Below are 24,413 nucleotides of genomic sequence, written 5' to 3'. Positions count from 1 at the left end.
TTTAACCAAAAAAACGGTAGTATAGCGAGCCTATATCGGCATGTAGCGCAGCCTGGTAGCGCACCGTCATGGGGTGTCGGGGGTCGGAGGTTCAAATCCTCTCATGCCGACCAGCTTTTACCAAGAAAACCAATCAGTTATGATTGGTTTTTTTGTGCCTGAAATTTATCAGGGGTAAAATTGTCAAAAAATTTCCTTGCTAATTGAATGAGTAATAAATTTTGATTAAAAATAACCCTGCTGAGACATTGATAATCAGATGAGCAATGGGTTAAATTTATCGCTTGTTTTTGCTAAACATACTGTAATTAAACGCACAACATCACCATAGAAAGTTGAAAAAAAAGCCAGCTAAGCTGGCCAAAACACACAGGAAAAAATAATGATGTAAGACAAATAACTAAAATATAAAGCCAATCAATTGCAGCGAATAACGAAACATAACACAAATTTGCTCGAATATTGATCTAAAAACTAATTAGTATGATATTCATCACAGCTTAATACTCTAAATGACAAAAAATGTAATTGTACTGACCTGATGACAAAAAATAAAAATTGTTCACTAGAAAAGCTTTATAATAACATCCGAGCAAAACCTGATAAATTTGACAATTTGGCAACTAAAAAGATAAGAAAAGTTCTGTTCACAACGATGACTGATAAAATAAAACAATTGTCTGATATAAAATTATCGACTGCGATATAGGTAGCATCAATATCACTCTCATGTTAGCTTAGCTACTCTAATAGCTAGGGAAAGATTAGCTAAAACCTGACATAATAGGCATATTATTTTCTTATTGCATAACAATGAATAGACCAGCAAGCTAAGTAGCTGAAAATTATAAATATGAATTATAGTCTTTTCATTTAAGCCATTGATTCTACACTAACCATTTTTATTAGATTCACTAAAAAATAATAGTAGAAATTTTTCAAAAGTCGTGACTATTTTTCAAAGATAGCGCAAAATTTATTTAATATCGCCATTTGATCGAAATTCAATTTATTACTCTTACATGTGAGATAGTCCAAACGTATTTGACTCAATTGCCGCTAGCTGTATCATCTTTTTATATGATTATAAAACAAAATCAATAGTTATTTTTCAGGATTTCTCTTTAACATAGGAAATCATTATTAATATGATAGAAGATAATACGCTGCGATAAATTTAACTACCATAAGAGGATGGACTGTATACAAATTGACAACAAAAAGTATATAATATTGTTTGATGCTCAAACCATCAAACAAGCAATCAATTAACTGATAAAAAGTCTATGTTCATAGGTGGTTATTATGTCAACATTGCGGAATTGGATTACCAGATACTTTCCGAATGATCATCAGAAAACGAGCAAAAGACAAAATGATAAAATTTCTGCATTCGTACGTGTTGACAAAAGTGGTGCCGCTTATATTCCTTCTAATGAAATTGCAGCATTACCCGAAGTAAAAGAAATGCAAAAGATGGCTAGCTTGATAGTAAAACAGAAAAAAACGTGTACAGGGAAATAGCTTGTTAGCATTACTTCTTATTCCCATTTTAGTTAGCGGCTATATTATGATAGTCCAAAATCCCTACCACTACTTTAGATTACACAGGCACGATGGGCAACTTTTATACCTAAAAGTAGCTACTTACGGTACTTTTTGCCTTTTTTGTTCCACAATAATTGCCGTATTAATTAAATTCTTTTTGCCAAATTTTCATTTGATAGATCTGATTGCAAAAAATTTTATCCTAACTGGTGATGAAAGAAATGATCATATCTATGCATTGTTAACATTATTATCAGTCACATCAATTTTATTTTCATGGATATACGTTTTTATTGTTTGGATAAAAAACTATCTACTTGGTTACTTTTACAGCAAAAAACATTTAGCAACTTACAATAAAATATACCAAGCTAAAAATGCGAGAGTACTGAGAAAAACATTATCAAATGGTAGTATCGACTGCATGTTACTTGATGCTTTAGAGTCAACACCTAAACGTCCTGTATTGATAAACCTCTCTTCAAAAAAAGTTTACATTGGTATTATCAGCGGATTATCTGATCCAAACGAAAAAGAACAACCAAATAAATATATCTCTTTCTTTCCTGTTATGTCAGGCTATCGAGACAAAGATACTATGTTGTTAGAATTTACAAATGTATATCCTGATAAAATAAAAGATTTAAATATTGTTGTTTCTACTGATGAAATTTCTCATATCTCTTGGTTTGATTTTAAACTCTACAATAGTATTAATAATTCGGCAGCAAAAGAAGAAAAAAGAAACACTTAATCTAATTAAAATTTGACATCCTCCCCCACCTTCACACTTCGTGACTCAGGAGGGGGATTCCCGTTAGTCGGAGACTATCTGATCGCTCAGAAGCCTGGTTCCTGCTGCTGACGGCATTACTGCACCGTTCACTTCACAGGCTAACACGGCATGTCCTGCCGCTAAAATGTTACGAGCTCCGTTGATATCTGCGTTCTCTGTATACCCGCACTCAAGGCACTCGAATCTACTTTGTGATTGACGATTTTCTTTCGCTGTATGACCACAACATGCACACCGTTGACTTGTATATGCCGGAGGCACAGCTAATACCTGACCACAGCGCCATAGCTGCTTGTACTCAAGCTGACGGCGCATTTCATACCAACCCTGATCCAGTATCGAACGGTTAAGTCCTGATTTTGCCCTGACATTCCGTCCGTGCTGCTCTTGTGTACCTTTTGCCGATTTCGACATGTTACTGACCTTTAAGTCCTCAATGACGATCATCGCGTGGTTTTTGCTGATTTCACTGGTGACTTTGTGAAGGTAGTCTTTGCGGATATTGGTTATATGCGAGTGGAGACGTTGGATTTTTCGCTTCTGTTTTTTCCAGTTATTGCTGAATTTAACTTTACAGCTTAACTGACGCTGGAATTTCGCCAGCTTTTTTTGGTTGGTTTTAAAACTGTTTACAGGTTCAAACACTGTGCCGTCTGACAGCGTGGCGAGTCTGGTTACACCTGCATCCAAACCAATCATTGTTGCTGACGAATGAGGCTGAATGTCCATTTCCAGTTCGACCTGAAACGATATATACCAGTGTCCCGCATGTTGGCTAACGGTTGCGTTTTTAATCTTACCGTACAGCTTTTGCGACTGCCGGAACTTTACCCATACCAAACCTGACGGTAATCTCACTCTGCCATTATCGAGCTGACAATATTTATCAAAATTAACAAAACGAACTGAATCACGCCCGTCATTTTTCCTTTTAAATACAGGAGCTTTTGCTGCCAGTTTTTTATCAAAGCAGCGTTTCCATGCCCCGTGCAGATCTTTGAGTTTCTGCTGAAGATTATCCGTGTAGGCTTCTTGCAAAAGGAATGTTCCGGCTTTTTTTCCATTCTGTGAGCATCCGATTTAGTTCAAACGCTGACGGTAGTTTACCGCCGGATTCAATAATGCGTTGCGTCTCTGCTAGCCCGTAATTCCAGATAAAACGAGCGCATCCGCACAACTGCCGCAAACGTTGCGACTGTTTTTCGGTTGGTTCGAGTCTGAATTTGTAGGCTTTTAGAATTAGCATTATTACTCAGTGTGTAGTAAATTATCTCACTATCTTACCGTATATCCGGTTAATTTCAATGCAAAAATATAAAATCAACCGTTCAAGACATGCAGCGTTTCTTTTACATGTTCACCTTGTCTTTGTGACTAAGTACCGAAAGAAAGTACTCAGTGGCTTGCACTACAAAGCATTTCATCAGTATGCAGGTGAAGTGTGTCGCGACTTTGGGGCTGATTTAAAGGAAAGTAACGGAGAGTCCGATCACGTTCATATGCTGATCGAGTACCCGCCCACAGTGCAGTTGTCAGTACTAGTAAACTCGCTGAAAGCGGTAACGTCTCGTCGTCTGCGTAATGAGTTTCTAGACTTGCGTGGGGCTTACGGCAAGCCAGTGTTGTGGTCTCGATCATACTTTGCAGGTTCGTGCGGGGGAGCACCGCTGGAAGTTGTTAAGCAATACATTCAAAATCAGCGTGGCTGATCATTCTTCGGGCTTTTCAAGCCCGACCAAATTCCCCTCCCACCTTATGTCGGTGGGAGTACCCTTTGGAGGTTAAGATAGGATTAATGATTTCTATTTTCGTCGTGGAATAACAATATTAGATCAATCATAAAACACAACAATAATATATCCTATGAGTGATTAATGCTAAGTATAAAAGCAACATTATAGGTAACAATATTATAAAAAATTCAAATAGTTAAAGTAAAAAAACGACAAGCCATTAGATTTAAAAAATAATTTAATTTTCACAAAATTATTGTTTAAAATTTTATATAATAAATTAAATTGATTTGATTTGATTTGATTTGATTTGATTTGATTTGATTTGATTTGATTTAAAAAAATCTAAAACATATTTCCATATATTATAAATTAATAAGTACAAGAAGTTTTAATTATATTTTAACTAATCCAATTACTAATATACTATGGCTTAATCATTTTTGAATTTCTAACTTTTGTGAATAAAAAGCCACATTCAATTTCCATATAAAGTAACTAATTTTAATACTATGCTGAATATTAATATCAATTTTCACATTAATATTTACGATGATAACATTAATCATATTAAATATAAAACTTCACTTGTCTAAATTTGTGATATTTTCTAACACCAAGCAAATAATAATTAATATAAAACTCTAGTAATATTATCTCATAGATAAGAGCAATAAAATTATTTAAAATTAATTGATATTATTAATGTATTGTTGATAAACTTATTTTGTTTATTATTAGCCTAAAAAACCAAGGAAAAATAATGAAAAATAGCTTGAAAATATTATCTATTATTTCTTTACCTCTTATTCAGTCATATTCATTTGCTGATGTAACCACTAGCGATAAAGCGGTGGATAAATATATATATAACAAAAATGGTTTTTTTACAGCATGTCATTTTGATGACAAAATGGGAGAAAGATTTTGTTGGGACAAAGACGGTCTTGTTGATGACAATGATATAAATATCTAACTACGAACCAAAGTAAACAATGAAATTGCTATAGTTGATTATAACGATATCATTTATATTAGTCTCAATCATTGTGCTGTGGTGACAAGGTAAAAATAGGGATTGTTTAACATACTGCCTAAAATCAAATTAAAATATTAAACACTTTTACTCAAATGATTTTAAGATATCGATCTGCTAGTTTAAACATCAACTACACATTTCCCTCATAGAGATTAGGATTGATATCAAACGAAATATCTCACAGATGTGCCTATCTACCCAACAGATATCGGCAATAAATAGATATTAATGCTATAAAAGCACCCCAGAAATATCCCAGCCAACATAAGGTGCTGTGGGATACACTAAATAGCTTTTAACTTATTTGGTGCCGGCTACCGGAGTCGAACTGGTGACCTACTGATTACAAGTCAGTTGCTCTACCAACTGAGCTAAGCCGGCGAAATTTGGCGGAAGGATAGAGATTCGAACTCTAGGATGGTTTCCCATCGGCGGTTTTCAAGACCGCTGCCTTCGACCGCTCGGCCATCCTTCCATGGCGCGGAATTATGGCGAAATGTGATGACCTTGTCTAGACCTTGAGAGAAAAAAAATTATTTTTTTTATCATTTGTTCAAAGTTTGATCACTAAAATTATACTATGCGAAATTACCTGTTAAAATAATAAGACAGAATTGTTTAATTAGTAGTCAATACCCTGATTTTTTTCTTGTTTAATAAAAAGGCGCCTCTTCTACCAATGGATTATAATCAACCAACTTTACAACTTTCATCACTAACTCGCTTTTTTATAATGTTTATCAGCTCGCTTGTATTATTGTTATGTTTATTTGCCTACAATTACTTTCATAATTGGATCAATAATAGTCAAAATGCAATGAGTAACATCACTAAACAACTTGAATATGAAATTGAAGATTACCGTTATTACGCAAGTCAACTCTATTATATTGCTAACGATGGTGAAGATGAAACTAAGAGTGATACCCCCTTACCAATAAAATTGCGCCCTGATATTTTTTGGATCAATAACTATGAGCGACATGTCGATGCAATTATTTTTGGTCGGCAAAATAATACGAATATCAATCTGGCATATAAATTATCTAACTATATGGGCATAATATGGGGCGCTAAAAATGAATATAGTTCGATGTACTATCTTAATGGTCCTGATAATACACTTTTATTGGTAACTACCCATTCGATACTAAAACCTGAGATACGCTATAAAGAGAGTTATTTAACTTTAACTGCAGAAGAAAAACGCTCTGAAATGTTGACATTATCATCGGCAATAGACAAACGTGAAAGCTTGTCCGACATTCATCGTACACGCCCTGATAATTCATATTATTATACTTACCGTACCATGTTTAACTCACCAGGCCAATTAACCACTATCATAACTTTTGAATTACCAATAAATTTATTACTGTCAAAAAATATAAATCCTGAATATTTATCAATTGCTTTTTCAAATGAAATAATGCACAACAATGGCAACCTAGTTGATATTGAATTTAATGGCCTTTCACTACAATTTACCCAACCTATTCCTGGAACAACTTATCTGTTAGTCTATCAATTACCAATAAAGGATGTTTTATGGGATCTTTTATATAATAACTTATGGGCCATAATCGCCATTTGTTTTTTTACGACTATTTCTATTGTTGGCAGTTTACACATTAGGACGCGTTTTATTGCCCCTAATCAAAATATGTTCCACGAAATACAAATTACAAACACAATTAGCAACTATATTATTTCAAACATTCCTATTGGTTTCCTACTTTATAATTTCTCTACTAATCGCAAAATTATGAGTAATGGGATAGCTGAATTGCTTTTACCCCATATGGATTTGATACGTATTCGTGATATGGCAATCCAGCATCATGGCGCCATTCAAATTTCAATTGAAGATACTATCTATGAAATAAAATTAATAAATAATCAATTATTAGATAATACTTATATGTTTTTTATTCATGATCAAGATAAAGAAGCATTAACAAATAAAAAATTACTAATGGCTAAACATGAATATGAAAAAAATATTCAAGTCCGACGCTCGATGCTGTCGAATATGTGTAAGGAGATCCAAACTCCCATCATAGAAATTAATAGTCTTATTTGCCAACTAAAAGAAGCTTCTGATAATCACAACATAAAATATTTAATTAATGAATCATTAATTAGAATACATTATATCGTTAACTGGATAGATAATATTGCTCTACTTAATACCATTGAATCTGGTGAATGGAAGTTAGAGCAGCCAAATGAATTTAAACCAGTCTCAATCGCTGAGATGATGAATAAGATACTAAAAGAAAAAATATCACTGATTATTAATAAAGGTCTTTCACTTTACTATCATAATAATTTAAATTATGAACAATATATCACCTCAAATAATAACGCTTTATTTAAAATTATTTTACTTTTATTGAGTTATTCAATCAATACAACTAATTTTGGTAAAATTACTGTTATTGTGAACTATGAAACTAAACGTCTATCCTTTGAAATCATTGATAGCGGTATCGGACTTAATGCAATGGATCTGGCAAATATTCACATGCCTTTTGCTAGCTCCACAAATAATGATGGCACCCTATCCAATTCAGGAATGACATTTTATCTCTGTCATCAGCTATGTTACCGTATGAAAGGTGAATTTTTCATAAAAAGCAAAGTTGGAATTGGTTCTCATTATACTGTGACATTGCCCTTAGAATTAGAAAATGAACAAAGTTCTAAGCTATTACCTCTTCTTGATGGTGTTAATATACTGCTTGATATTAGAAATCCTGAAATCCATAAAATTACTCAGCAGCATTTAATGAGTTATGGAGCTCATTATTCTGATATAGGCAAAAATAATTGTCACTCATCCTATGATTTATTTATAACTGATCATAAAACAGAATATGATAAACCGACAATTTATCTTGTCGATAATATTATTAATCATAGAGTAGTAAAACAAAATTTGATAAAATGTAATTTCAACTTTAATGATGAGCTTATTAACGCAATTTCTATCTTAATTGAAGATAATTTGATTGCAGAGCAAGAATCAACAGATAAATCAATATTTACTATCATCAATCATAACAATAATTCAGACCCTATAATCCTTGAGGATTATAAAAAAGAGCTTTCTGATAGTGACTATCGTAATTTATTCCTTACTACAGTACCTATAGATATTAATAAGCTGTATACTAACCAAGAAAAAGGTAACTTAAAAAAACTAAAAGATACAGCACATAGACTAAAAGGTGTTTTTGCTATGCTAAACTTCGAGCTTCTTAAAAAAGCATGTGAACAATTAGAACAGCACATAGCAGATAATAATGAATTTGAGATTTTAAATAGCATTAGAGATATTGATATCTTTATCAAAAAACTAATGCCAGAGGGTAACCAATAAAATGAATAACCTTAATGTCATTATCGCTGATGATCATCCTATTGTACTATTTGGTATAAGAAAATCTCTTGAGCAAATCGAGGGAATTAATTTGGTTGGTCAATTTGAAGACTCCACATCTCTTATCAATAATATAGCTAAACTTAATGCAGATATTCTAATTACTGATCTTTCGATGCCTGGTGATAAATACGGTGATGGAATTACATTAATTAAATATATTAAACGCCATTACCCTAACCTATCAATCATTGTCCTTACCATGAATAATAATCCTGCAATATTAAGTGCTGTATTAGATTTAGATATCGAAGGCATCGTTTTGAAACAAGGTGCACCTGCAGATTTACCAAAGGCATTAGCAGCCTTACAGAAAGGAAAAAAATTCACTCCTGAAAATGTGTCGAAATTATTGGAGAAAGTTAATGCTAATGGTTATGGCGATAAACGTTTATCACCAAAAGAAAGTGAAGTGTTGCGCCTATTTGCGGAAGGCTTTTTAGTCACCGAAATTGCAAAAAAACTTAATCGAAGTATTAAAACAATTAGTAGCCAAAAAAAGTCGGCTATGCTAAAACTTGGTGTTGAAAATGATATAGCATTATTAAATTATCTTTCTTCAGTCACAATAGAGAAAGAAATTAACTAGTAATGTGATAGTAAATAAAAAACTGATTGATCCTAATTTTATAGGTAATGAATAAGATTAATCGGTTTTCCATTCTGTTTTATAAATTAATAACCAGTTGAATTTTAAAATAGTCCTTAATTATTATTTTCTTGTGTTGTTAACATGCTAGCATCGCAACACTTCATCAGCGATTGCTTTAATTTTTTTAATGTAACCGGTTTGGATAGACAATCATCCATTCCAACACTTAAGCAACGCTGTTTTTCTTCTGCCATTGCATTTGCAGTTAAAGCAACGATAGGTATCGCATAACCTTCTTCTCGAATTAACTTTGTCAAACCATAGCCATCCAGATTAGGCATATTCACATCTGTCAAAACAATATCTATATTATTTTGTCGAATATAATCCAAAGCAATTAGCCCATCTTCAGCAAGTGCTATATTAAAGCCTATTGATTTCAGTTGATCGGCTAGTAAACTTCGGTTAATCGGATGATCATCAACAATCAATACCGTAAGAAAACATAATTTTTTATCTGGTAGCGACATTATTGAAGATTGATTAGCAGCTTCGTGCTCACTATTTTCCATCACTAATTGATCAATAAAATTAGCTAATTTATCAAGTTGGTAAGTATTATGAAACCAATCATTTTTCGCATATTCCTGCGGTTCACCGATAAAAGTTGAAAATAGCCTAAGCATAAATTTACTTTCTGTCACTAAGCTTTCAGAATCGGTGATAATCAAATCATATATTTTACCTTTACTGTGTTCATCCCAAACTGTCGTTAGATTAAAGCCATTGTAGTTTAAATAAGTTTGAAGATAAGATCGCAGATGATGATTAAAAAAATACAAACCAATACTAAAATTTTGCCGATATTCTGGCTGTCTATAAGTTACATATTCACTATCAAATAAAGGCAACCTGACCGTAAAGCTACTACCTATACCAACTTGACTGTTAACTTCAATATCACCATCCATTAAGTTAATTAATTTTTCACAAATAGGTAAGCCCAAACCGGTTCCCTGGGAAAAACTTTCATTATTAACTTTAATTTGAAAGAAAGGATCAAAAAGTTGCATTAATATATTATCAGGTATGCCAATTCCAGTATCCCTAATTTCAATATAAATATAAAAATCTTTTATAAAAATATTTAAAAGAATAAAACCAGTTTTTGTAAATTTAATCGCATTACTTAAAATATTAGAAATAATTTGCTGTACTCGAACCGAATCAGCATTAATGATGTCGGGTACATTAGGATCGATATTGTAATAAATGGAAAGACCCTTTTTGCCTATTAGAGGAATATAATTAGAAATAATAAATGAGAAAACTTCACGACAATTAAATGGTGCCGGATCAATATTAAGTTGCTTAGATTCAATTTTTGAAAAATCTAAAATATCATTAATTATTTTTAATAATAATGATGAAGAGTGATCCATTGTCGCCAATAGACGATCTGCTTGAATGGGTAATTCATAAGATTGTAATAGTTCTAAATTACCGATGATGCCATAAAGTGGAGTTCGTAGTTCATGACTCACTGTAGCTAGGAACATTGATTTGGCCTGGTTAGCTTGCTCTGATGCCTGTGCCATATTATGTAAAGATTTTTCCATCTGAACGCGAGCACTAATATCAACCAGAACACAAATAGCGACTTCCTTATTTTGATAGCGTGAAATAACATAACTTATTTGTAAATGAGTATGACTGGTGGTAACAACATCAATATAGCTACTAGATTTATCTTGGATAATTGATAGGATACGGCTTTTATCATCATGACTTAATAATCGAAAATAATCATGGGCAAGTTCATTACTCAATATATTAACACCATCAACCAGGCGTAAAATAATGATACCAACCGGCGCTGACGCTACTATTTTATGATTAAATTGTTCATGTTCTTCTAAACGTATGGCATTATTTTCTGCCGGTAATAACATCTTCCTTTCTAATAGCCAGATCAAAAAAGTGATTAAAATAAATGAGATTATATTTAAGAGTATGCCGTTTATAATTGACAGCTTAAACTCATTAAGAATATCACTAATAGGCACAGAGAAAACCACACTTAATAGCGAAGGTAGTAAGCGATTTTTATAAATTAATCGACTAAAATCATTATCATAACCAAAATGAAAGTTTTCTAATTTATAAACATAATCATCAGATCTTAAATTGCTATCATAAGGAAAATGCAATACTAATCTATTATTTGTATTTAAGACAAAGGTACTAATGGGTCTTTCATAACGTAAATTAAACTGCTCCAGTCGTATTGAACGTTCTAAACCAATTAAACCAATCAAAGTCCCTTTATCATAAATAGGCGCTAATATGTAGAAAGAGCCATTATCAGTTCCCGAGGCTGGCGTGATCCAATAAATATTTTGCTCTCTTCCTTGTGCTCTCAAACTCATATAAGTTCGCATATTTTCATGGATTATTTTTTTTAACGACTGGAGACTGGTAGTACTGTTTCGGATAGCTAAATCAATCATACAATTACTTTCTGGGCCAACAATAAAAACTGTTTTTAAGCCTTGTGGTGGCACAATATTATTTCGCCAAAAGGAGAATAATTGATTAAATGCAACTATGTAATTCTTTGATGTTTCGTGCAATTTGCTACAATCGGCATCTGCCGTGAGGGGTAAATAGGTGAAATTAAGTTGTTTCGGCAACACGGGCATATAATTGGGATCTAGCGCTAATTTTTCGATATGGCTATCTACCATATATTGGATTGACCTTAGGGTTTTATCTGTGTAATTCACATATTCAACCATACTGTCATAAGTGGATATATACTGTTGATGTATATTAGATTTAACTTTATTAAAAATATTAAATAGATAAAAAAGTGTTATTACTGCTCCCATTATCCACAGCATAACGCCGAGAGTACGGAACAAATAGCGAGAAATTTTTAATGACGTTCTAAATGAAGATATATATCTCAAACACTGTCCTAACTATAAAAGAAGTGTATTAATGGTAAAGCATATACGATAAGCGAAATAATAAAAAGTTATCACTAATAGTGAATTGACATAAATCGTAAAAACGGGCACCTAAAGTGCCCGCACAGACAAAGCTAATCGATCATTCATTCAGCGTAAGATTTTCTATGTTATTAATATCAGGCTCTGCTTTTATTCTAATTGTATCTTCTGGCAATATTTGGTTATCATCTTCCTCTTCTTCAGGATCAACAACACGCTGTAAACCAACTACTTTTTCATCTTCAGCAGTACGAATCAAAGTGACACCCTGAGTATTTCTTCCGACAATACTAACCTCTGCAACTCGGGTACGCACCAAGGTGCCAGCATCAGTGATCATCATAATTTGATCAGTTTTTTCTACCTGAATCGCCCCAATTACATTACCATTACGTTCACTAACTTTAATGGAAATAACACCTTGGGTAGCCCGGGATTTTGTTGGATACTCACTCTGCTCGGTTCGTTTACCATAACCATTTTCTGTAACGGTTAAAATATCACCTTCACCACGAGGTACAATCAATGAAACAACCTTATCCCCTGCTTTTAACTTAATACCTCGAACACCCGTAGCAGTGCGCCCCATCGGACGAACCGCATTTTCTGCAAAACGAACTACCTTACCCCCAGCAGAGAAAAGCATTACCTCATTTTTTCCCGCGGTTAAATCAACACCAATCAATTCATCACCTTCATTAAGGTTAACGGCAATGATCCCGGCGCTTCTAGGACGACTAAAATCTTTTAGTGAAGTCTTTTTAACCGTGCCACTTGCCGTCGCCATAAATACATAATGACCATCATCAAATTCACGTACCGGTAAGATTGCGGTAATCCGTTCATTTTGTTCTAATGGTAATAAATTGACTATTGGGCGTCCACGCGCACCGCGGCTAGCTTCCGGTAACTGGTAAACTTTCATCCAATAGAGCCGGCCACGGCTCGAGAAGCATAGAATTGTGTCATGGGTATTGGCAACTAACAAACGCTCAATAAAATCTTCTTCTTTAATTCGCGCTGCCGACTTACCTTTACCTCCACGTCGCTGTGCTTCGTAATCAGAGAGTGGCTGATATTTAACATACCCTTGATGTGATAAGGTAACGACTACATCTTCCTGGTTAATTAAATCTTCAATATTAATATCTGCGCTATTTTCAGTAATTTCCGTGCGACGAACACCACGATACTGTTCTTTAACAGCTTCCAGCTCTTCACGAATAACTTCCATTAAACGTTCTGGACTAGTTAATATATAGAGTAATGCTGCAATCTGTTTTAACAGCTCACGATATTCATCTAATATTTTGTCATGCTCTAAGCTGGTTAATTTTTGCAAACGCAAATCAAGAATTGCCTGAGCTTGCGGTTCAGTCAAATAATATTGACCATCTCGCACACCGTATTGAGGTTCGAGCCACTCAGGACGAGCTGCATTATCACCGGCGCTTGCCAACATGGCAGAAACATTACCTAATTGCCAAGGACGAGCAATCAAGGCCAATTTCGCTTCATGAGGCGTCGATGCTTGGCGGATAAGTTCAATAATCGGATCAATATTTGCTAATGCAACAGCAAGCGCTTCCAATATATGAGCACGCTCACGCGCTTTACGCAATTCAAAAATAGTCCGCCGAGTGACCACTTCTCTACGGTGGCGAACAAAAGCTTCAAGAATTTCTTTTAAGTTTAAAAGTCTAGGTTGACCATCACATAAGGCGACCATATTAATGCCAAATGAGACTTGAAGTTGGGTAAGGGAATACAAATTATTTAGTACCACTTCGGCCACTGCATCCCGTTTTACTTCAATCACAATACGCATGCCATCTTTATCAGACTCATCACGCAATGCGCTAATTCCCTCAACACGCTTGTCTTTAACCAATTCAGCAATTTTTTCAATTAACCGGGCTTTATTAACCTGATAAGGGATTTCGTTGACAATAATTGTTTCACGTCCATTTTTATCATCAACTTCAATGTTGGCACGTGCACGAATATAGACTTTGCCACGCCCAGTCCGGTACGCGTCGATGATACCACGGCGACCATTAATAATCGCTGCGGTTGGAAAGTCAGGACCTGGAATATACTCCAGTAATCCTTCAATACTAATATTTTCATCATCGATATAAGCCAAACAGCCATCAATAACTTCACTAAGATTATGAGGTGGAATATTGGTAGCCATGCCAACAGCAATACCTGAAGAACCGTTAACCAACAAGTTTGGGATCCGTGTTGGCATAACATCAGGGATCTGCTCTGTACCATCATAGTTAGGGATAAAATCGACAGTTTCCTTATCTAAATCCTCCAACAGCTCATGGGCAATTTTTGCCATGCGTACTTCGGTATAACGCATGGCAGCAGCAGAGTCGCCATCAACAGAGCCAAAATTACCTTGCCCATCAACTAGCATATAGCGCATTGAAAAAGGTTGTGCCAGACGAACTATCGCATCATAAACAGCACTATCACCATGAGGATGGTATTTACCAATGACGTCACCGACTACACGGGCTGATTTTTTGTAAGGTTTATTCCAATCATTACCTAACACATTCATCGCATATAATACGCGACGGTGAACAGGTTTTAATCCATCTCGTACATCTGGAAGGGCGCGTCCAACAATTACAGACATCGCATAATCCAAATAAGAGCTTTTCAGCTCCTCTTCGATATTGACTGGGGTAATTTCTCTTGCTATGTCACTCATGGAGCCACTGTCCCTCATACTCCTTATTCATTAAGGAGTAAAATTATACCACAAAATCGCCATTTTATAAAAACAGGAAACGCATAATGATCAATAAAACATGTATAATGACCTAATGCCACTATACAGTCTATGTTAATAAAAAAATTAAGGAGTAAATTTTCTGATGAATAACAAAAATTCGCTCAGTCAGGCCAATGTTGATCTAGCTGAAATCGACAAATTTAGCTCTGTTGCCACTCGTTGGTGGGATCAAACGAGTGAATTCCAACCACTTCATCGGATTAATCCATTACGTTTAAATTATATCTTGCAACATGCTGATGGCCTGTTTGGTAAAAAAGTTCTCGATATCGGTTGCGGCGGTGGGATCTTATCAGAAAGCATGGCGAAAGAAGGTGCCCTGGTAACTGGAATTGATATGGCCACAGAGCCACTTGAAGTCGCCAAGCTCCATGCATTAGAAAGCAATGTGCAAATTAACTATCTACAAGAAACCGCTGAAAGCCATGCAGAAAAATACCCTAAAACTTACGATATTGTCACCTGCATGGAAATGCTGGAGCATGTGCCTGATCCTGAGTCAATAGTTCAATCATGTGCAACATTAGTCAAACCAGGCGGCCATGTATTTTTTTCTACAATTAATCGTAATAAAAAAGCCTGGTTATTAGCAATCATTGCCGCTGAATATATTTTGAAAATGGTTCCCAAGGGTACGCATGATGTGAAAAAATTTATTCGACCTTCAGAACTACTCAATTGGGTAGATAAAACATCTTTACAAGAACAACATATCACTGGATTACACTATAATCCTATCAGCGATAAATTTTTCTTAGGATCGAATGTTGATGTTAATTATATGTTGCATTTATCCAGTACCAAAAATTGTTAACATTTGCTGAATAAAACAGCAATCAGTTGGTCATTACGAATTTATTTTTCACCATTGCTGGTAACATAAATTATAATATTCTCCTATTATCACACAGAGTTATCGGCTAATTGGCAAAATTCAGCGCTGGATAATTGCTAAAAACCCCATTGTTTATACACTTGATAAAAGTAGCAAATACCATTATCTTGTTAGTATAAACGCAATCAAACACTATATATTGTGTTTACTACTCTCCTGTTTAGTTCAAAATACAAACTTAATAAGCGATTTAACAGCACGCCGTTTTGTATTTTTGTTATTAATCCTCGAGGGTAGTGATCAATAAATATTTAGCTAGTTAATTTTAGGTGTATCTACTCATGAACCAAAGTCTGTTAGTCACTAAACGTGATGGACATAAAGAACGTATTGATCTTGATAAAATCCATAAAGTCATTACCTGGGCAGCTGAAGGGCTAAAAGATGTATCCGTTTCACAAGTGGAATTACGTTCTCAGATCCAATTTTATGATGGCATCAAAACTTCCGATATTCATGAAACCATGATCAAAGCGGCGGCAGATCTTATTTCAGCTGATACACCTGATTACCAATATCTTGCAGCGCGATTAGCTATTTTCCATCTACGTAAAAAAGCCTATGGCCAATTTGAACCACCTGCATTATATCAGCATGTTTTACATATGGTTAATATAGGTAAATATGATAAACATCTGCTCACAGATTATTCAGCAGAAGAATTCGAGCAGATGGATAGTTTTCTAGATCACTGGCGTGACATGAATTTTTCCTACGCGGCAGTTAAACAATTAGAAGGCAAATACTTGGTGCAAAACCGGGTAAGCGGTGAAATTTATGAAAGCGCTCAGTTTCTTTATATTCTTGTTGCAGCTTGCCTTTTTTCACGCTACCCAAAAGAGACGCGGTTAAACTATATTCATCGCTTTTATGATGCAATTTCCACTTTTAAAATTTCACTACCTACCCCGATTATGGCAGGGGTACGCACGCCAACCCGCCAATTTAGTTCATGCGTATTAATTGAATGTGGTGATAGCCTCGATTCAATTAATGCCACCTCCAGCGCGATTGTGAAATATGTTTCTCAACGAGCCGGTATTGGTATTAATGCCGGTCATATTCGCGCGCTAGGTAGTCCAATTCGGGGAGGTGAAGCGTTTCATACCGGCTGTATTCCTTTCTATAAACATTTCCAAACCGCGGTAAAATCTTGTTCTCAAGGCGGCGTACGTGGTGGTGCCGCTACGCTATTTTACCCTCTCTGGCATTTAGAGGTTGAAAGCTTATTGGTTTTGAAAAATAATCGTGGCGTTGAAGGCAATCGTGTTCGTCATCTGGACTATGGCGTACAAATTAATAAACTCATGTATGAACGTCTCATCAAAGGTGAAGAAATTACCCTATTTAGCCCTTCTGATGTTGCCGGCTTATACGAAGCATTTTTCGCTGATCAAAATGAATTTGAACGTTTATATTTAAAATATGAACAAGACGCAAGCATACGCCAGAAACGTGTGAAAGCGCTCGATCTGTTTTCACTTATGATGCAAGAGCGAGCCTCTACGGGTCGCATCTATATTCAAAATGTCGATCACTGTAATACCCATAGCCCATTTGATCCTAATGTTGCACCAATTCGCCAATCAAATCTCTGTCTAGAAATCGCCTTGCCAACCCGACCACTAAATGATATTAACGATGAAAAGGGTGAAATTGCACTTTGTACTCTTTCCGCCTTTAATTTAGGCGCCATTAGCTCATTAGATGAATTGGAAGAGTTAGCGATATTGGCCGTGCGTGCATTAGATTCACTCCTCGATTATCAAAACTATCCGATTATTGCGGCGCAAAAAGGCTCTATGGGTCGTCGTACTTTAGGTATTGGTGTCATTAATTATGCTTATTATTTAGCAAAACAGGGTGTTCGCTACTCCGATGGTAGTGCCAATAATCTAACCCACAAAACCTTTGAAGCGATCCAATATTATTTATTGAAAGCATCCAATGAACTGGCAAAAGAGCAAGGTGCTTGCCCATGGTTTAACGATACCACTTATGCAAAAGGTATTTTGCCGATTGATAGTTATAAAAAATCATTAGATGCACTAACATCTGAACCACTGCACTATGATTGGCAAACTTTACGCAAAAATATCAAGCAATATGGTTTGCGTAACTCAACGCTTTCCGCATTGATGCCATCAGAAACATCTTCCCAAATATCTAATGCCACCAATGGCATTGAACCACCGCGCGGTTATATCAGCATTAAAGCATCAAAAGATGGAATTTTGCGCCAAGTAGTTCCCGAATACGAACGCTTGAAAAATGATTATGAATTATTATGGCAAATGCCCAACAATGACGGTTATTTGCAGTTGGTTGGTATTATGCAAAAATTTATTGATCAATCTATTTCTGCTAACACTAATTATGATCCAACCCGTTTCCCAAATAATAAAGTTCCAATGAACCAGCTACTGAAAGATTTATTACTCGCTTATAAATATGGAGTAAAAACGCTTTATTACCATAATACCCGTGATGGCGCAGAAGATACCCAAGCCGATCTTGAAGAGGTTATTGAATCTGCTGATAGCGATTGTGACGGCGGAGCTTGTAAGATTTAACGTGAGGACGTATGGAATACCAATATACAACATTTTCGCAAACCAAAAATGATCAATTGCAAGAACCTATGTTCTTTGGGCAGCCGGTCAATGTTGCGCGTTATGATCAGCAAAAATATCCTATTTTTGAACAGTTGATTGAAAAACAACTCTCTTTTTTCTGGCGCCCAGAAGAAATTGATGTTTCTCGTGATCGTATTGATTATCAAGCGCTACCTGAACATGAAAAACACATTTTCATCAGTAATTTAAAATATCAAACACTATTAGATTCTATTCAAGGACGTAGTCCTAATGTAGCACTGCTGCCCCTTATTTCCATTCCTGAACTTGAAACCTGGGTAGAAACCTGGTCATTTTCAGAAACTATTCATTCGCGTTCCTACACCCATATTATTCGTAATATTGTTAATGACCCATCAATTATTTTTGACGATATTGTAACTAATAACGAAATTTTAAAGCGGGCAAAAGATATCTCAGGTTATTATGATGATTTAATTGAGATGACCAGCTATTACCATATGTTAGGTGAAGGCAATCATACCATTAATGATAAAAATGTAATCATTTCTTTACATGAGCTAAAAAAACAACTCTATTTATGTCTAATGAGTGTTAATGCGTTAGAAGCTATTCGCTTTTATGTCAGTTTTGCTTGCTCATTCGCCTTTGCTGAACGCGAATTGATGGAAGGAAACGCTAAAATTATCAAATTAATTGCACGTGATGAAGCACTGCATCTCACAGGCACTCAGCATATGTTAAATCTAATGCGTTCCGGTCAAGATGATCCTGAAATGGCTATGATTGCCAAAGAGTGTGAAGAAGCATGCTATCAATTGTTTGTTCAAGCCGCTGAACAGGAAAAGGAGTGGGCAGAGTATCTATTCTCTGGTGGTTCAATGATCGGTCTTAATAAAGATATTTTATGTCAATATATTGAATATATTACCAATATTCGCATGCAGGCGGTTGGATTAAAATTACCTTTTGAAACTCGCTCTAATCCTATTCCATGGATCAACGCCTGGTTAGTTTCTGATAATGTTCAGGTAGCACCACAAGAAGTGGAAGTGAGCTCCTATTTAGTAGGGCAAATTGATGCTCAGGTTGATACCGATGAACTACGTAGTTTTGAGTTATAACTGTTATGGCTAGCTATAAAATTACCCTGCGCAACGCGCAGGGTAGACAAATTCCTTTTCATACCGAACAGCATACTAGTCTACTTGATGCCCTTGAACAGAGTAAAATTCAGATTGAATTTCAATGTCGAGAAGGCTTTTGTGGTGCCTGCCGGCTTCGTCTATGCAAAGGGAAAGTGAGATATCGTCATAAACCGATTGCATTCATTGATAAAAATGAGATATTAGCCTGCTGTTGCCAACCCCTTAGCGATATTGATATTGATAGTGATTAATAACAGCATCAGACGCTAACAGTAAAACTATTTACGCTTTTTTAGCAACCACCAGTAACATCATCGGACGCCGTAGTTCATCCCTCATGCCAGCAATTTTATCTAACAGATAATCAGCCGGCTGAGGCTCAATAAGTTGTTCAATTGAAAATCCAGCCGTTAATAAACTGGTTAAATAAGTTGTTAAAGTTTTATGGTATTTAGTCACTTTATGACCGAGAAATTCTGCCTGACGAGCCCCTTCGCTAAAATAGTTATCTACAGGCCAATGAAGCTTAGCGCCGGAATGATCATAACACCAATCTTGGGAACCATGAGCAGTAAAAACCGGGTGCTCGAGCGAAAATATAAACTGGCCTTTTTCTGTTAAACAAGCGTGGATTTTGTGGCATATTTGCGCAAAATCGGCGACATAATGTAACGCTAACGAACTGACGACTACATCAAAGCTAGCATTGGCAAATTGCATATCCTCTATCGCTTGTTGCCGATATTCAATGATTGTAGGAAAGGGATTTTTTTCTTTTGCCACCTTTAACATTTTCTGCGAAATATCTGTGCCAATCACTTTTATCGCACCCTGTTGTGCTGCATATATACAATGCCAGCCATAACCACAGCCTAAATCCAATACTGATTTACCTTGAAAATTAGGTAATAAACGTTGCAATGCAGGCCATTCGCCGGCGGCATCCAATCCATCAACAGAACGCGGAAATTGGCTATAGGCGATAAAAAAATCATCCTGATCATAAATATTTTCTTTCATAACTAAAATTCCAATGATTGGTATAAAATTAGCTTAACTATCACTCACTAATCGAATTTTTATATTATGCCTGATCATTATTCAATTCACCAATACTCAATCTCACAATGTAAACATAAAGTTCCAAATAATGTAATATTAATTTGACACACACTAAGCAATCATTTACTCTGCCGCTATAATAAACTTAGCGATAAAACTCAGGATCACTTGTGAAAAATCCCACACTGGGTAGTATTTTGATTGTTGCTGGCACAACAATTGGTGCAGGTATGTTAGCGATGCCGCTTGCCGCATCAGGCGTTGGCTTTCCCATGATAGCGCTTATGCTAATTGGGCTATGGGCTTTAATGAGTTATACCGCGCTACTGTTAGTCGAAGTATATCAATACAATCCTTCATATTTAGGTTTAGGCTCTATTGCCAAACGGTATCTTGGTTTACCGGGAAAAGTGATAACCAGTTTAAGTATGCTACTACTGATGTATGCATTAGCGACGGCTTATATCGGCGGAGCAGGTATTTTGCTCGCGAATAGTCTTTCATCTTGGATTGGAATAAATATTAACATCAATTGTGCTATTATTTTATTCACTCTTATTGGAGGTACGATTGTCTGTATTGGTACGCATTCTGTCGATTTGATAAATCGCATGCTGTTTATCGCTAAAATTGTTTTTCTGCTCATCATGCTAGTCGTTATGATGCCACACGTAAAAAATACCAATCTCACCGCTATGCCAGTAGAAAAAGGTTTAGTCTTATCAGCCATCCCGGTTATTTTTACTTCTTTTGGTTTTCACGGCAGTATTCCTAGCCTGGTAAGCTATATGAATGGGGATATCAAAAAGTTACGTAAAATTTTTATTATTGGCAGTGCGATCCCATTATTCGCTTATATTTTATGGCAAATAGCCACCTTAGGAGCTATCCCCCAAAACACCTTTATCGGTATTTTAGCTGCCCAGTCCGGTTTAAACGGATTACTCATTGCAATTAATGATATCGTTGCCACTTCACAAGTTACTATTGCGGTTAACCTATTTATGGATCTGGCGTTGGCAACCTCTTTTTTGGGGGTCACATTGGGTTTATTTGACTATTTGGCCGATATGTTTAAACGTAAAAATAGCGCATTTGGTCGCTTACAAAGTGGATTATTAACCTTCCTGCCACCACTAATCTGTGCACTTTTTTTTAGCAGTTTTGTTAAAGCCTTAACTTATGCTGCCGTCGCTTTATCTATCTTAGCACTCATCCTACCCGCGCTGATGGTTATGCGGGTCAGAAAGATTGAAACTGACAAAACTAATCGTTATCGAGTTAAAGGTGGAACAGCCGCGTTACTGGTAGTATTGATTTGTGGTATTGCTATGATTTTAATACAGATCGCCATTGTTATTGACATTTTACCTGCTGTGGGATAACACGCTTTAATATAAGGGAAAGCACCATAAACTATATGGTGCAAACATTGAAGCAGCTAAAAACTGACGCCTGCACCAAGATAAAAACCATCAGCAATAGTATTATTAGGATGATGATGCTTACCTTGTACTTTAATGAAACGATAACCCAAATTAATGGCTAGTGGTTTAATCACTTCATATTTGATGCCAACATCCGCTTCCTGATAAGCATAATTACCTGAAGTAAAATCACGCGGTGAGCCATAAATTTCCCCATATAAAGCCAATGATGGCATAATCTGCCAATTAGCGCCAACACCAGCAGCAAAGGCAAAACCGTTATTATTATCCTGCGGTGATAAATAATAAGCTTTTCCACCAATATAAGCGCTAAAAGGCCCCAAAGGTAAACCAAAAGTCGCGCCTAAACTGGCTACTTGACCATCATGATCACTACGTGTCCAATTGCCATTTATGCCCAGGCCTGCCCCTTTGCTACCAATACCAGCCGTAAGTTCAGTAAAATCTTTTCCTACTTGTGCACTGACAGAAGCGGCATTAGAATGGCCTGAGAATAAAAAACATCCAACTGTTACGGGTAATAAAAACCTTTTCATCAAAATAGTTATCCTAAGTCATTAATTATTCTGGTTACTAAAATATCGACAATATATTTCATTTTCTTGCGAATTATTATTATTTTTTTGTAAAAAATATTTTTGACTCAGATATATCGCAGCAATAGGTATTTTTGATTGGCTATATATCTTATTGGCTTAGATAATTCATTTGATATAACTTTAATAAGATTAATGAAATTATGTAACACCTGCTAATTGTTTTTAAATACATTTTTCTATTTCAAAAAAACTGGAGATGTGTAATGGAGAAAAAAGAAGGTCTTACGACCTCTGCAGGCTCACCCGTCGTTGATAATAATAACGTTATCACCGCAGGCCCTCGAGGCCCAATGCTGTTACAAGATGTTTGGTTTTTAGAAAAATTGGCACACTTTGACCGTGAAGTTATACCTGAACGCCGTATGCACGCTAAAGGCTCAGGTGCATTTGGTACTTTTACCGTTACCCATGATATTAGCCAATATACGCGGGCAAAAATCTTCTCTCAAATAGGTAAAGAAACCAAATTATTTATCCGTTTTTCTACCGTTGCTGGCGAACGGGGCGCTGCTGATGCAGAACGAGATATTCGGGGTTTTGCCTTAAAGTTTTACACCGAAGAGGGTAATTGGGATTTAGTGGGTAACAATACACCGGTTTTTTATTTACGTGATCCATTAAAATTTCCCGATCTTAACCATGTTGTAAAACGGGATCCGCGCACTAATTTACGTAACCCTGCTTATAAGTGGGATTTTTTCTCACATTTGCCTGAATCTCTTCATCAATTAACTATCGATATGAGTGACCGAGGTATCCCCAAATCTTACCGTCATATGCACGGTTTCGGTAGTCACACCTATAGTTTCATTAATGAAAAAAATGAGCGATTCTGGGTTAAATTTCATTTTCGGTGCCAACAAGGCATTGAAAATTTAATGGATGACGAAGCAGAAAAAATTGTCGGTAAAGATCGTGAAAGTTCGCAACGGGATCTGTTTGATGCCATTAAAAACAAAAATTATCCGCGTTGGAAATTGCAAATCCAAGTCATGCCTGAAGCCGATGCTGCTAAATTACCCTACAATCCATTTGATTTGACTAAAGTATGGCGACATAAAGATTGTCCATTAATCGATGTGGGTGAATTTGAATTAAACCGCAATCCTGATAACTACTTTGCTGATGTGGAACAAGCCGCCTTTAGCCCAGCTAATATTGTGCCAGGGATTAGTTTTTCACCAGATAAAATGTTACAAGGCCGGCTATTCTCTTATGGAGATGCCCATCGTTATCGTTTAGGTGTCAATAATTTTCAGATCCCAGTCAATAAGCCTCTTGCCACTTGTCCATTTCATAACTATCACCGTGATGGCGCTATGCGAGTGGATGGTAATAGCGGCAACGGAGTGACTTACGAGCCGAATAGCGCCGGCCTATTTCAAGAACAGCCGCAATTTAAAGAACCGCCATTAACGTTGACGGGAGCAGCCGATCACTGGAATCATCGCGAAGATGATGATTATTATAGCCAGCCTCGCGCACTTTTTGAATTGCTCAGTAAACATGAACATAAACGTATGTTTGAAAGGATCGCCAGTGAATTAGTTGAAGCATCAATTGAAACTCAGCAGCGGCAGGTTGCGTTATTTTATAAGGTACACCCTAAATATGGTAAAGGGGTTGAAAAAGCATTAGAAAAACAGCGAAAAAAACACCATAAATAAAACGCTTTAGTAGTCAAG

The 24,413-nt window shown here is 35.8% G+C and carries 16 protein-coding genes, 3 tRNA genes and 1 pseudogene; 13 read left to right on the top strand and 7 right to left on the bottom strand.

Annotated features, from left to right (window positions below; all coding sequences use genetic code 11):
- Positions 1–36 precede the first annotated feature (36 nt).
- The 3 genes from LDL57_RS05540 to LDL57_RS05530 all read left to right on the top strand — a co-directional run bounded on the left by LDL57_RS05540 (position 37) and on the right by LDL57_RS05530 (position 2,302).
- Positions 37–113, top strand: a tRNA-Pro gene (locus tag LDL57_RS05540).
- A 1,192-nt stretch (positions 114–1,305) separates the two neighbouring features.
- Positions 1,306–1,524 carry a hypothetical protein gene (locus LDL57_RS05535; RefSeq protein ID WP_180559780.1) on the top strand — a complete coding sequence of 73 codons (219 nt, stop codon included), beginning with the start codon at positions 1,306–1,308 and terminating at the stop codon, positions 1,522–1,524.
- Between the two features lies 1 nt (position 1,525).
- Positions 1,526–2,302, top strand: coding sequence for a hypothetical protein (locus LDL57_RS05530; protein ID WP_180559815.1), 777 nt, complete (start codon positions 1,526–1,528; stop codon positions 2,300–2,302).
- A 63-nt stretch (positions 2,303–2,365) separates the two neighbouring features.
- On the opposite strand, the pseudogene LDL57_RS05525 reads toward LDL57_RS05530, so the two are convergent.
- Positions 2,366–3,590: pseudogene (locus tag LDL57_RS05525) on the bottom strand (RNA-guided endonuclease InsQ/TnpB family protein).
- A gap of 58 nt (positions 3,591–3,648) precedes the next feature.
- Between LDL57_RS05525 and tnpA the strand changes: the two are divergent.
- Both tnpA and LDL57_RS05515 read left to right on the top strand, forming a co-directional pair.
- A complete protein-coding gene (tnpA, locus tag LDL57_RS05520; RefSeq protein WP_225505529.1) occupies positions 3,649–4,053 on the top strand; it encodes an IS200/IS605 family transposase in 405 nt (134 codons plus the stop codon).
- A 787-nt stretch (positions 4,054–4,840) separates the two neighbouring features.
- Positions 4,841–5,053: a hypothetical protein gene (locus tag LDL57_RS05515; RefSeq protein ID WP_180559814.1), complete on the top strand. Its 213-nt coding sequence runs from the start codon at positions 4,841–4,843 to the stop codon at positions 5,051–5,053.
- A 368-nt stretch (positions 5,054–5,421) separates the two neighbouring features.
- Here the strand turns inward: LDL57_RS05515 and LDL57_RS05510 are convergent.
- Both LDL57_RS05510 and LDL57_RS05505 read right to left on the bottom strand, forming a co-directional pair.
- Positions 5,422–5,497 (bottom strand) — tRNA-Thr (locus LDL57_RS05510).
- A gap of 6 nt (positions 5,498–5,503) precedes the next feature.
- A tRNA-Ser gene (locus LDL57_RS05505) sits at positions 5,504–5,591 on the bottom strand.
- A gap of 204 nt (positions 5,592–5,795) precedes the next feature.
- On the opposite strand from LDL57_RS05505, the gene rcsD reads away from it, so the two are divergent.
- Both rcsD and rcsB read left to right on the top strand, forming a co-directional pair.
- A complete protein-coding gene (gene rcsD, locus LDL57_RS05500; RefSeq protein ID WP_180559813.1) occupies positions 5,796–8,501 on the top strand; it encodes a phosphotransferase RcsD in 2,706 nt (901 codons plus the stop codon).
- A 1-nt stretch (position 8,502) separates the two neighbouring features.
- Complete coding sequence (gene rcsB / locus LDL57_RS05495) at positions 8,503–9,150, top strand: response regulator transcription factor RcsB (RefSeq protein ID WP_180559812.1); 648 nt, start codon at positions 8,503–8,505, stop codon at positions 9,148–9,150.
- A gap of 116 nt (positions 9,151–9,266) precedes the next feature.
- On the opposite strand, the gene rcsC is transcribed toward rcsB, so the two are convergent.
- Both rcsC and gyrA read right to left on the bottom strand, forming a co-directional pair.
- Entirely contained in the window at positions 9,267–12,125 is a 2,859-nt protein-coding gene (rcsC, locus tag LDL57_RS05490) for a two-component system sensor histidine kinase RcsC (RefSeq protein WP_180559811.1), read from the bottom strand.
- Positions 12,126–12,267: 142 nt separating this feature from the next.
- Positions 12,268–14,895: a DNA topoisomerase (ATP-hydrolyzing) subunit A gene (gene gyrA, locus LDL57_RS05485; RefSeq protein WP_180559810.1), complete on the bottom strand. Its 2,628-nt coding sequence runs from the start codon at positions 14,893–14,895 to the stop codon at positions 12,268–12,270.
- Positions 14,896–15,061: 166 nt separating this feature from the next.
- On the opposite strand from gyrA, the gene ubiG reads away from it, so the two are divergent.
- From ubiG to yfaE, 4 genes are all read left to right on the top strand, one after another.
- Positions 15,062–15,793 (top strand): bifunctional 2-polyprenyl-6-hydroxyphenol methylase/3-demethylubiquinol 3-O-methyltransferase UbiG, encoded by a 732-nt coding sequence (ubiG, locus tag LDL57_RS05480; RefSeq protein ID WP_180559809.1) that lies wholly within the window; start codon positions 15,062–15,064, stop codon positions 15,791–15,793.
- A gap of 362 nt (positions 15,794–16,155) precedes the next feature.
- Positions 16,156–18,447 carry a class 1a ribonucleoside-diphosphate reductase subunit alpha gene (gene nrdA, locus LDL57_RS05475; protein ID WP_180559808.1) on the top strand — a complete coding sequence of 764 codons (2,292 nt, stop codon included), beginning with the start codon at positions 16,156–16,158 and terminating at the stop codon, positions 18,445–18,447.
- 11 nt (positions 18,448–18,458) lie between these two features.
- Positions 18,459–19,595: a class Ia ribonucleoside-diphosphate reductase subunit beta gene (gene nrdB, locus LDL57_RS05470; RefSeq protein WP_180559807.1), complete on the top strand. Its 1,137-nt coding sequence runs from the start codon at positions 18,459–18,461 to the stop codon at positions 19,593–19,595.
- Positions 19,596–19,600: 5 nt separating this feature from the next.
- A complete protein-coding gene (gene yfaE, locus LDL57_RS05465) occupies positions 19,601–19,870 on the top strand; it encodes a class I ribonucleotide reductase maintenance protein YfaE (RefSeq protein WP_180559806.1) in 270 nt (89 codons plus the stop codon).
- A 31-nt stretch (positions 19,871–19,901) separates the two neighbouring features.
- Here the strand turns inward: yfaE and LDL57_RS05460 are convergent, their stop codons facing one another.
- Positions 19,902–20,639, bottom strand: coding sequence for a class I SAM-dependent methyltransferase (locus tag LDL57_RS05460; protein WP_180559805.1), 738 nt, complete (start codon positions 20,637–20,639; stop codon positions 19,902–19,904).
- A 212-nt stretch (positions 20,640–20,851) separates the two neighbouring features.
- Between LDL57_RS05460 and tyrP the strand changes: the two genes are divergently transcribed.
- Positions 20,852–22,066 carry a tyrosine transporter TyrP gene (gene tyrP / locus LDL57_RS05455; RefSeq protein WP_225507244.1) on the top strand — a complete coding sequence of 405 codons (1,215 nt, stop codon included), beginning with the start codon at positions 20,852–20,854 and terminating at the stop codon, positions 22,064–22,066.
- A gap of 56 nt (positions 22,067–22,122) precedes the next feature.
- Here tyrP and LDL57_RS05450 read toward each other — a convergent pair whose 3' ends face one another.
- Entirely contained in the window at positions 22,123–22,665 is a 543-nt protein-coding gene (locus LDL57_RS05450; protein ID WP_180559803.1) for a YfaZ family outer membrane protein, read from the bottom strand.
- Between the two features lie 266 nt (positions 22,666–22,931).
- Between LDL57_RS05450 and LDL57_RS05445 the strand changes: the two genes are divergently transcribed.
- Positions 22,932–24,395, top strand: coding sequence for a catalase (locus tag LDL57_RS05445; protein WP_180559802.1), 1,464 nt, complete (start codon positions 22,932–22,934; stop codon positions 24,393–24,395).
- Positions 24,396–24,413: the final 18 nt, after the last annotated feature.

The sequence above is a fragment of the Arsenophonus apicola genome (genome assembly GCF_020268605.1).
GTDB classification, from domain to species: Bacteria; Pseudomonadota; Gammaproteobacteria; order Enterobacterales; family Enterobacteriaceae; genus Arsenophonus; species Arsenophonus apicola.
Note: the sequence above shows the minus strand (reverse complement) of the source record. Positions and strands in the feature narration are given on the sequence as shown.

What these genes read in the sequence shown, in the direction of transcription:
- nrdB (WP_180559807.1), top strand. Translation starts at nt 18,459, where the DNA reads ATGGAATACCAATATACAACATTTTCGCAAACCAAAAATGATCAATTG.
- gyrA (WP_180559810.1), bottom strand. Translation starts at nt 14,895, where the DNA reads ATGAGTGACATAGCAAGAGAAATTACCCCAGTCAATATCGAAGAGGAG.
- LDL57_RS05535 (WP_180559780.1), top strand. Translation starts at nt 1,306, where the DNA reads ATGTCAACATTGCGGAATTGGATTACCAGATACTTTCCGAATGATCAT.
- LDL57_RS05515 (WP_180559814.1), top strand. Translation starts at nt 4,841, where the DNA reads ATGAAAAATAGCTTGAAAATATTATCTATTATTTCTTTACCTCTTATT.
- nrdA (WP_180559808.1), top strand. Translation starts at nt 16,156, where the DNA reads ATGAACCAAAGTCTGTTAGTCACTAAACGTGATGGACATAAAGAACGT.
- LDL57_RS05450 (WP_180559803.1), bottom strand. Translation starts at nt 22,665, where the DNA reads ATGAAAAGGTTTTTATTACCCGTAACAGTTGGATGTTTTTTATTCTCA.
- rcsB (WP_180559812.1), top strand. Translation starts at nt 8,503, where the DNA reads ATGAATAACCTTAATGTCATTATCGCTGATGATCATCCTATTGTACTA.
- LDL57_RS05460 (WP_180559805.1), bottom strand. Translation starts at nt 20,639, where the DNA reads ATGAAAGAAAATATTTATGATCAGGATGATTTTTTTATCGCCTATAGC.
- tnpA (WP_225505529.1), top strand. Translation starts at nt 3,649, where the DNA reads ATGCAAAAATATAAAATCAACCGTTCAAGACATGCAGCGTTTCTTTTA.
- ubiG (WP_180559809.1), top strand. Translation starts at nt 15,062, where the DNA reads ATGAATAACAAAAATTCGCTCAGTCAGGCCAATGTTGATCTAGCTGAA.
- rcsD (WP_180559813.1), top strand. Translation starts at nt 5,796, where the DNA reads ATGGATTATAATCAACCAACTTTACAACTTTCATCACTAACTCGCTTT.
- yfaE (WP_180559806.1), top strand. Translation starts at nt 19,601, where the DNA reads ATGGCTAGCTATAAAATTACCCTGCGCAACGCGCAGGGTAGACAAATT.
- LDL57_RS05445 (WP_180559802.1), top strand. Translation starts at nt 22,932, where the DNA reads ATGGAGAAAAAAGAAGGTCTTACGACCTCTGCAGGCTCACCCGTCGTT.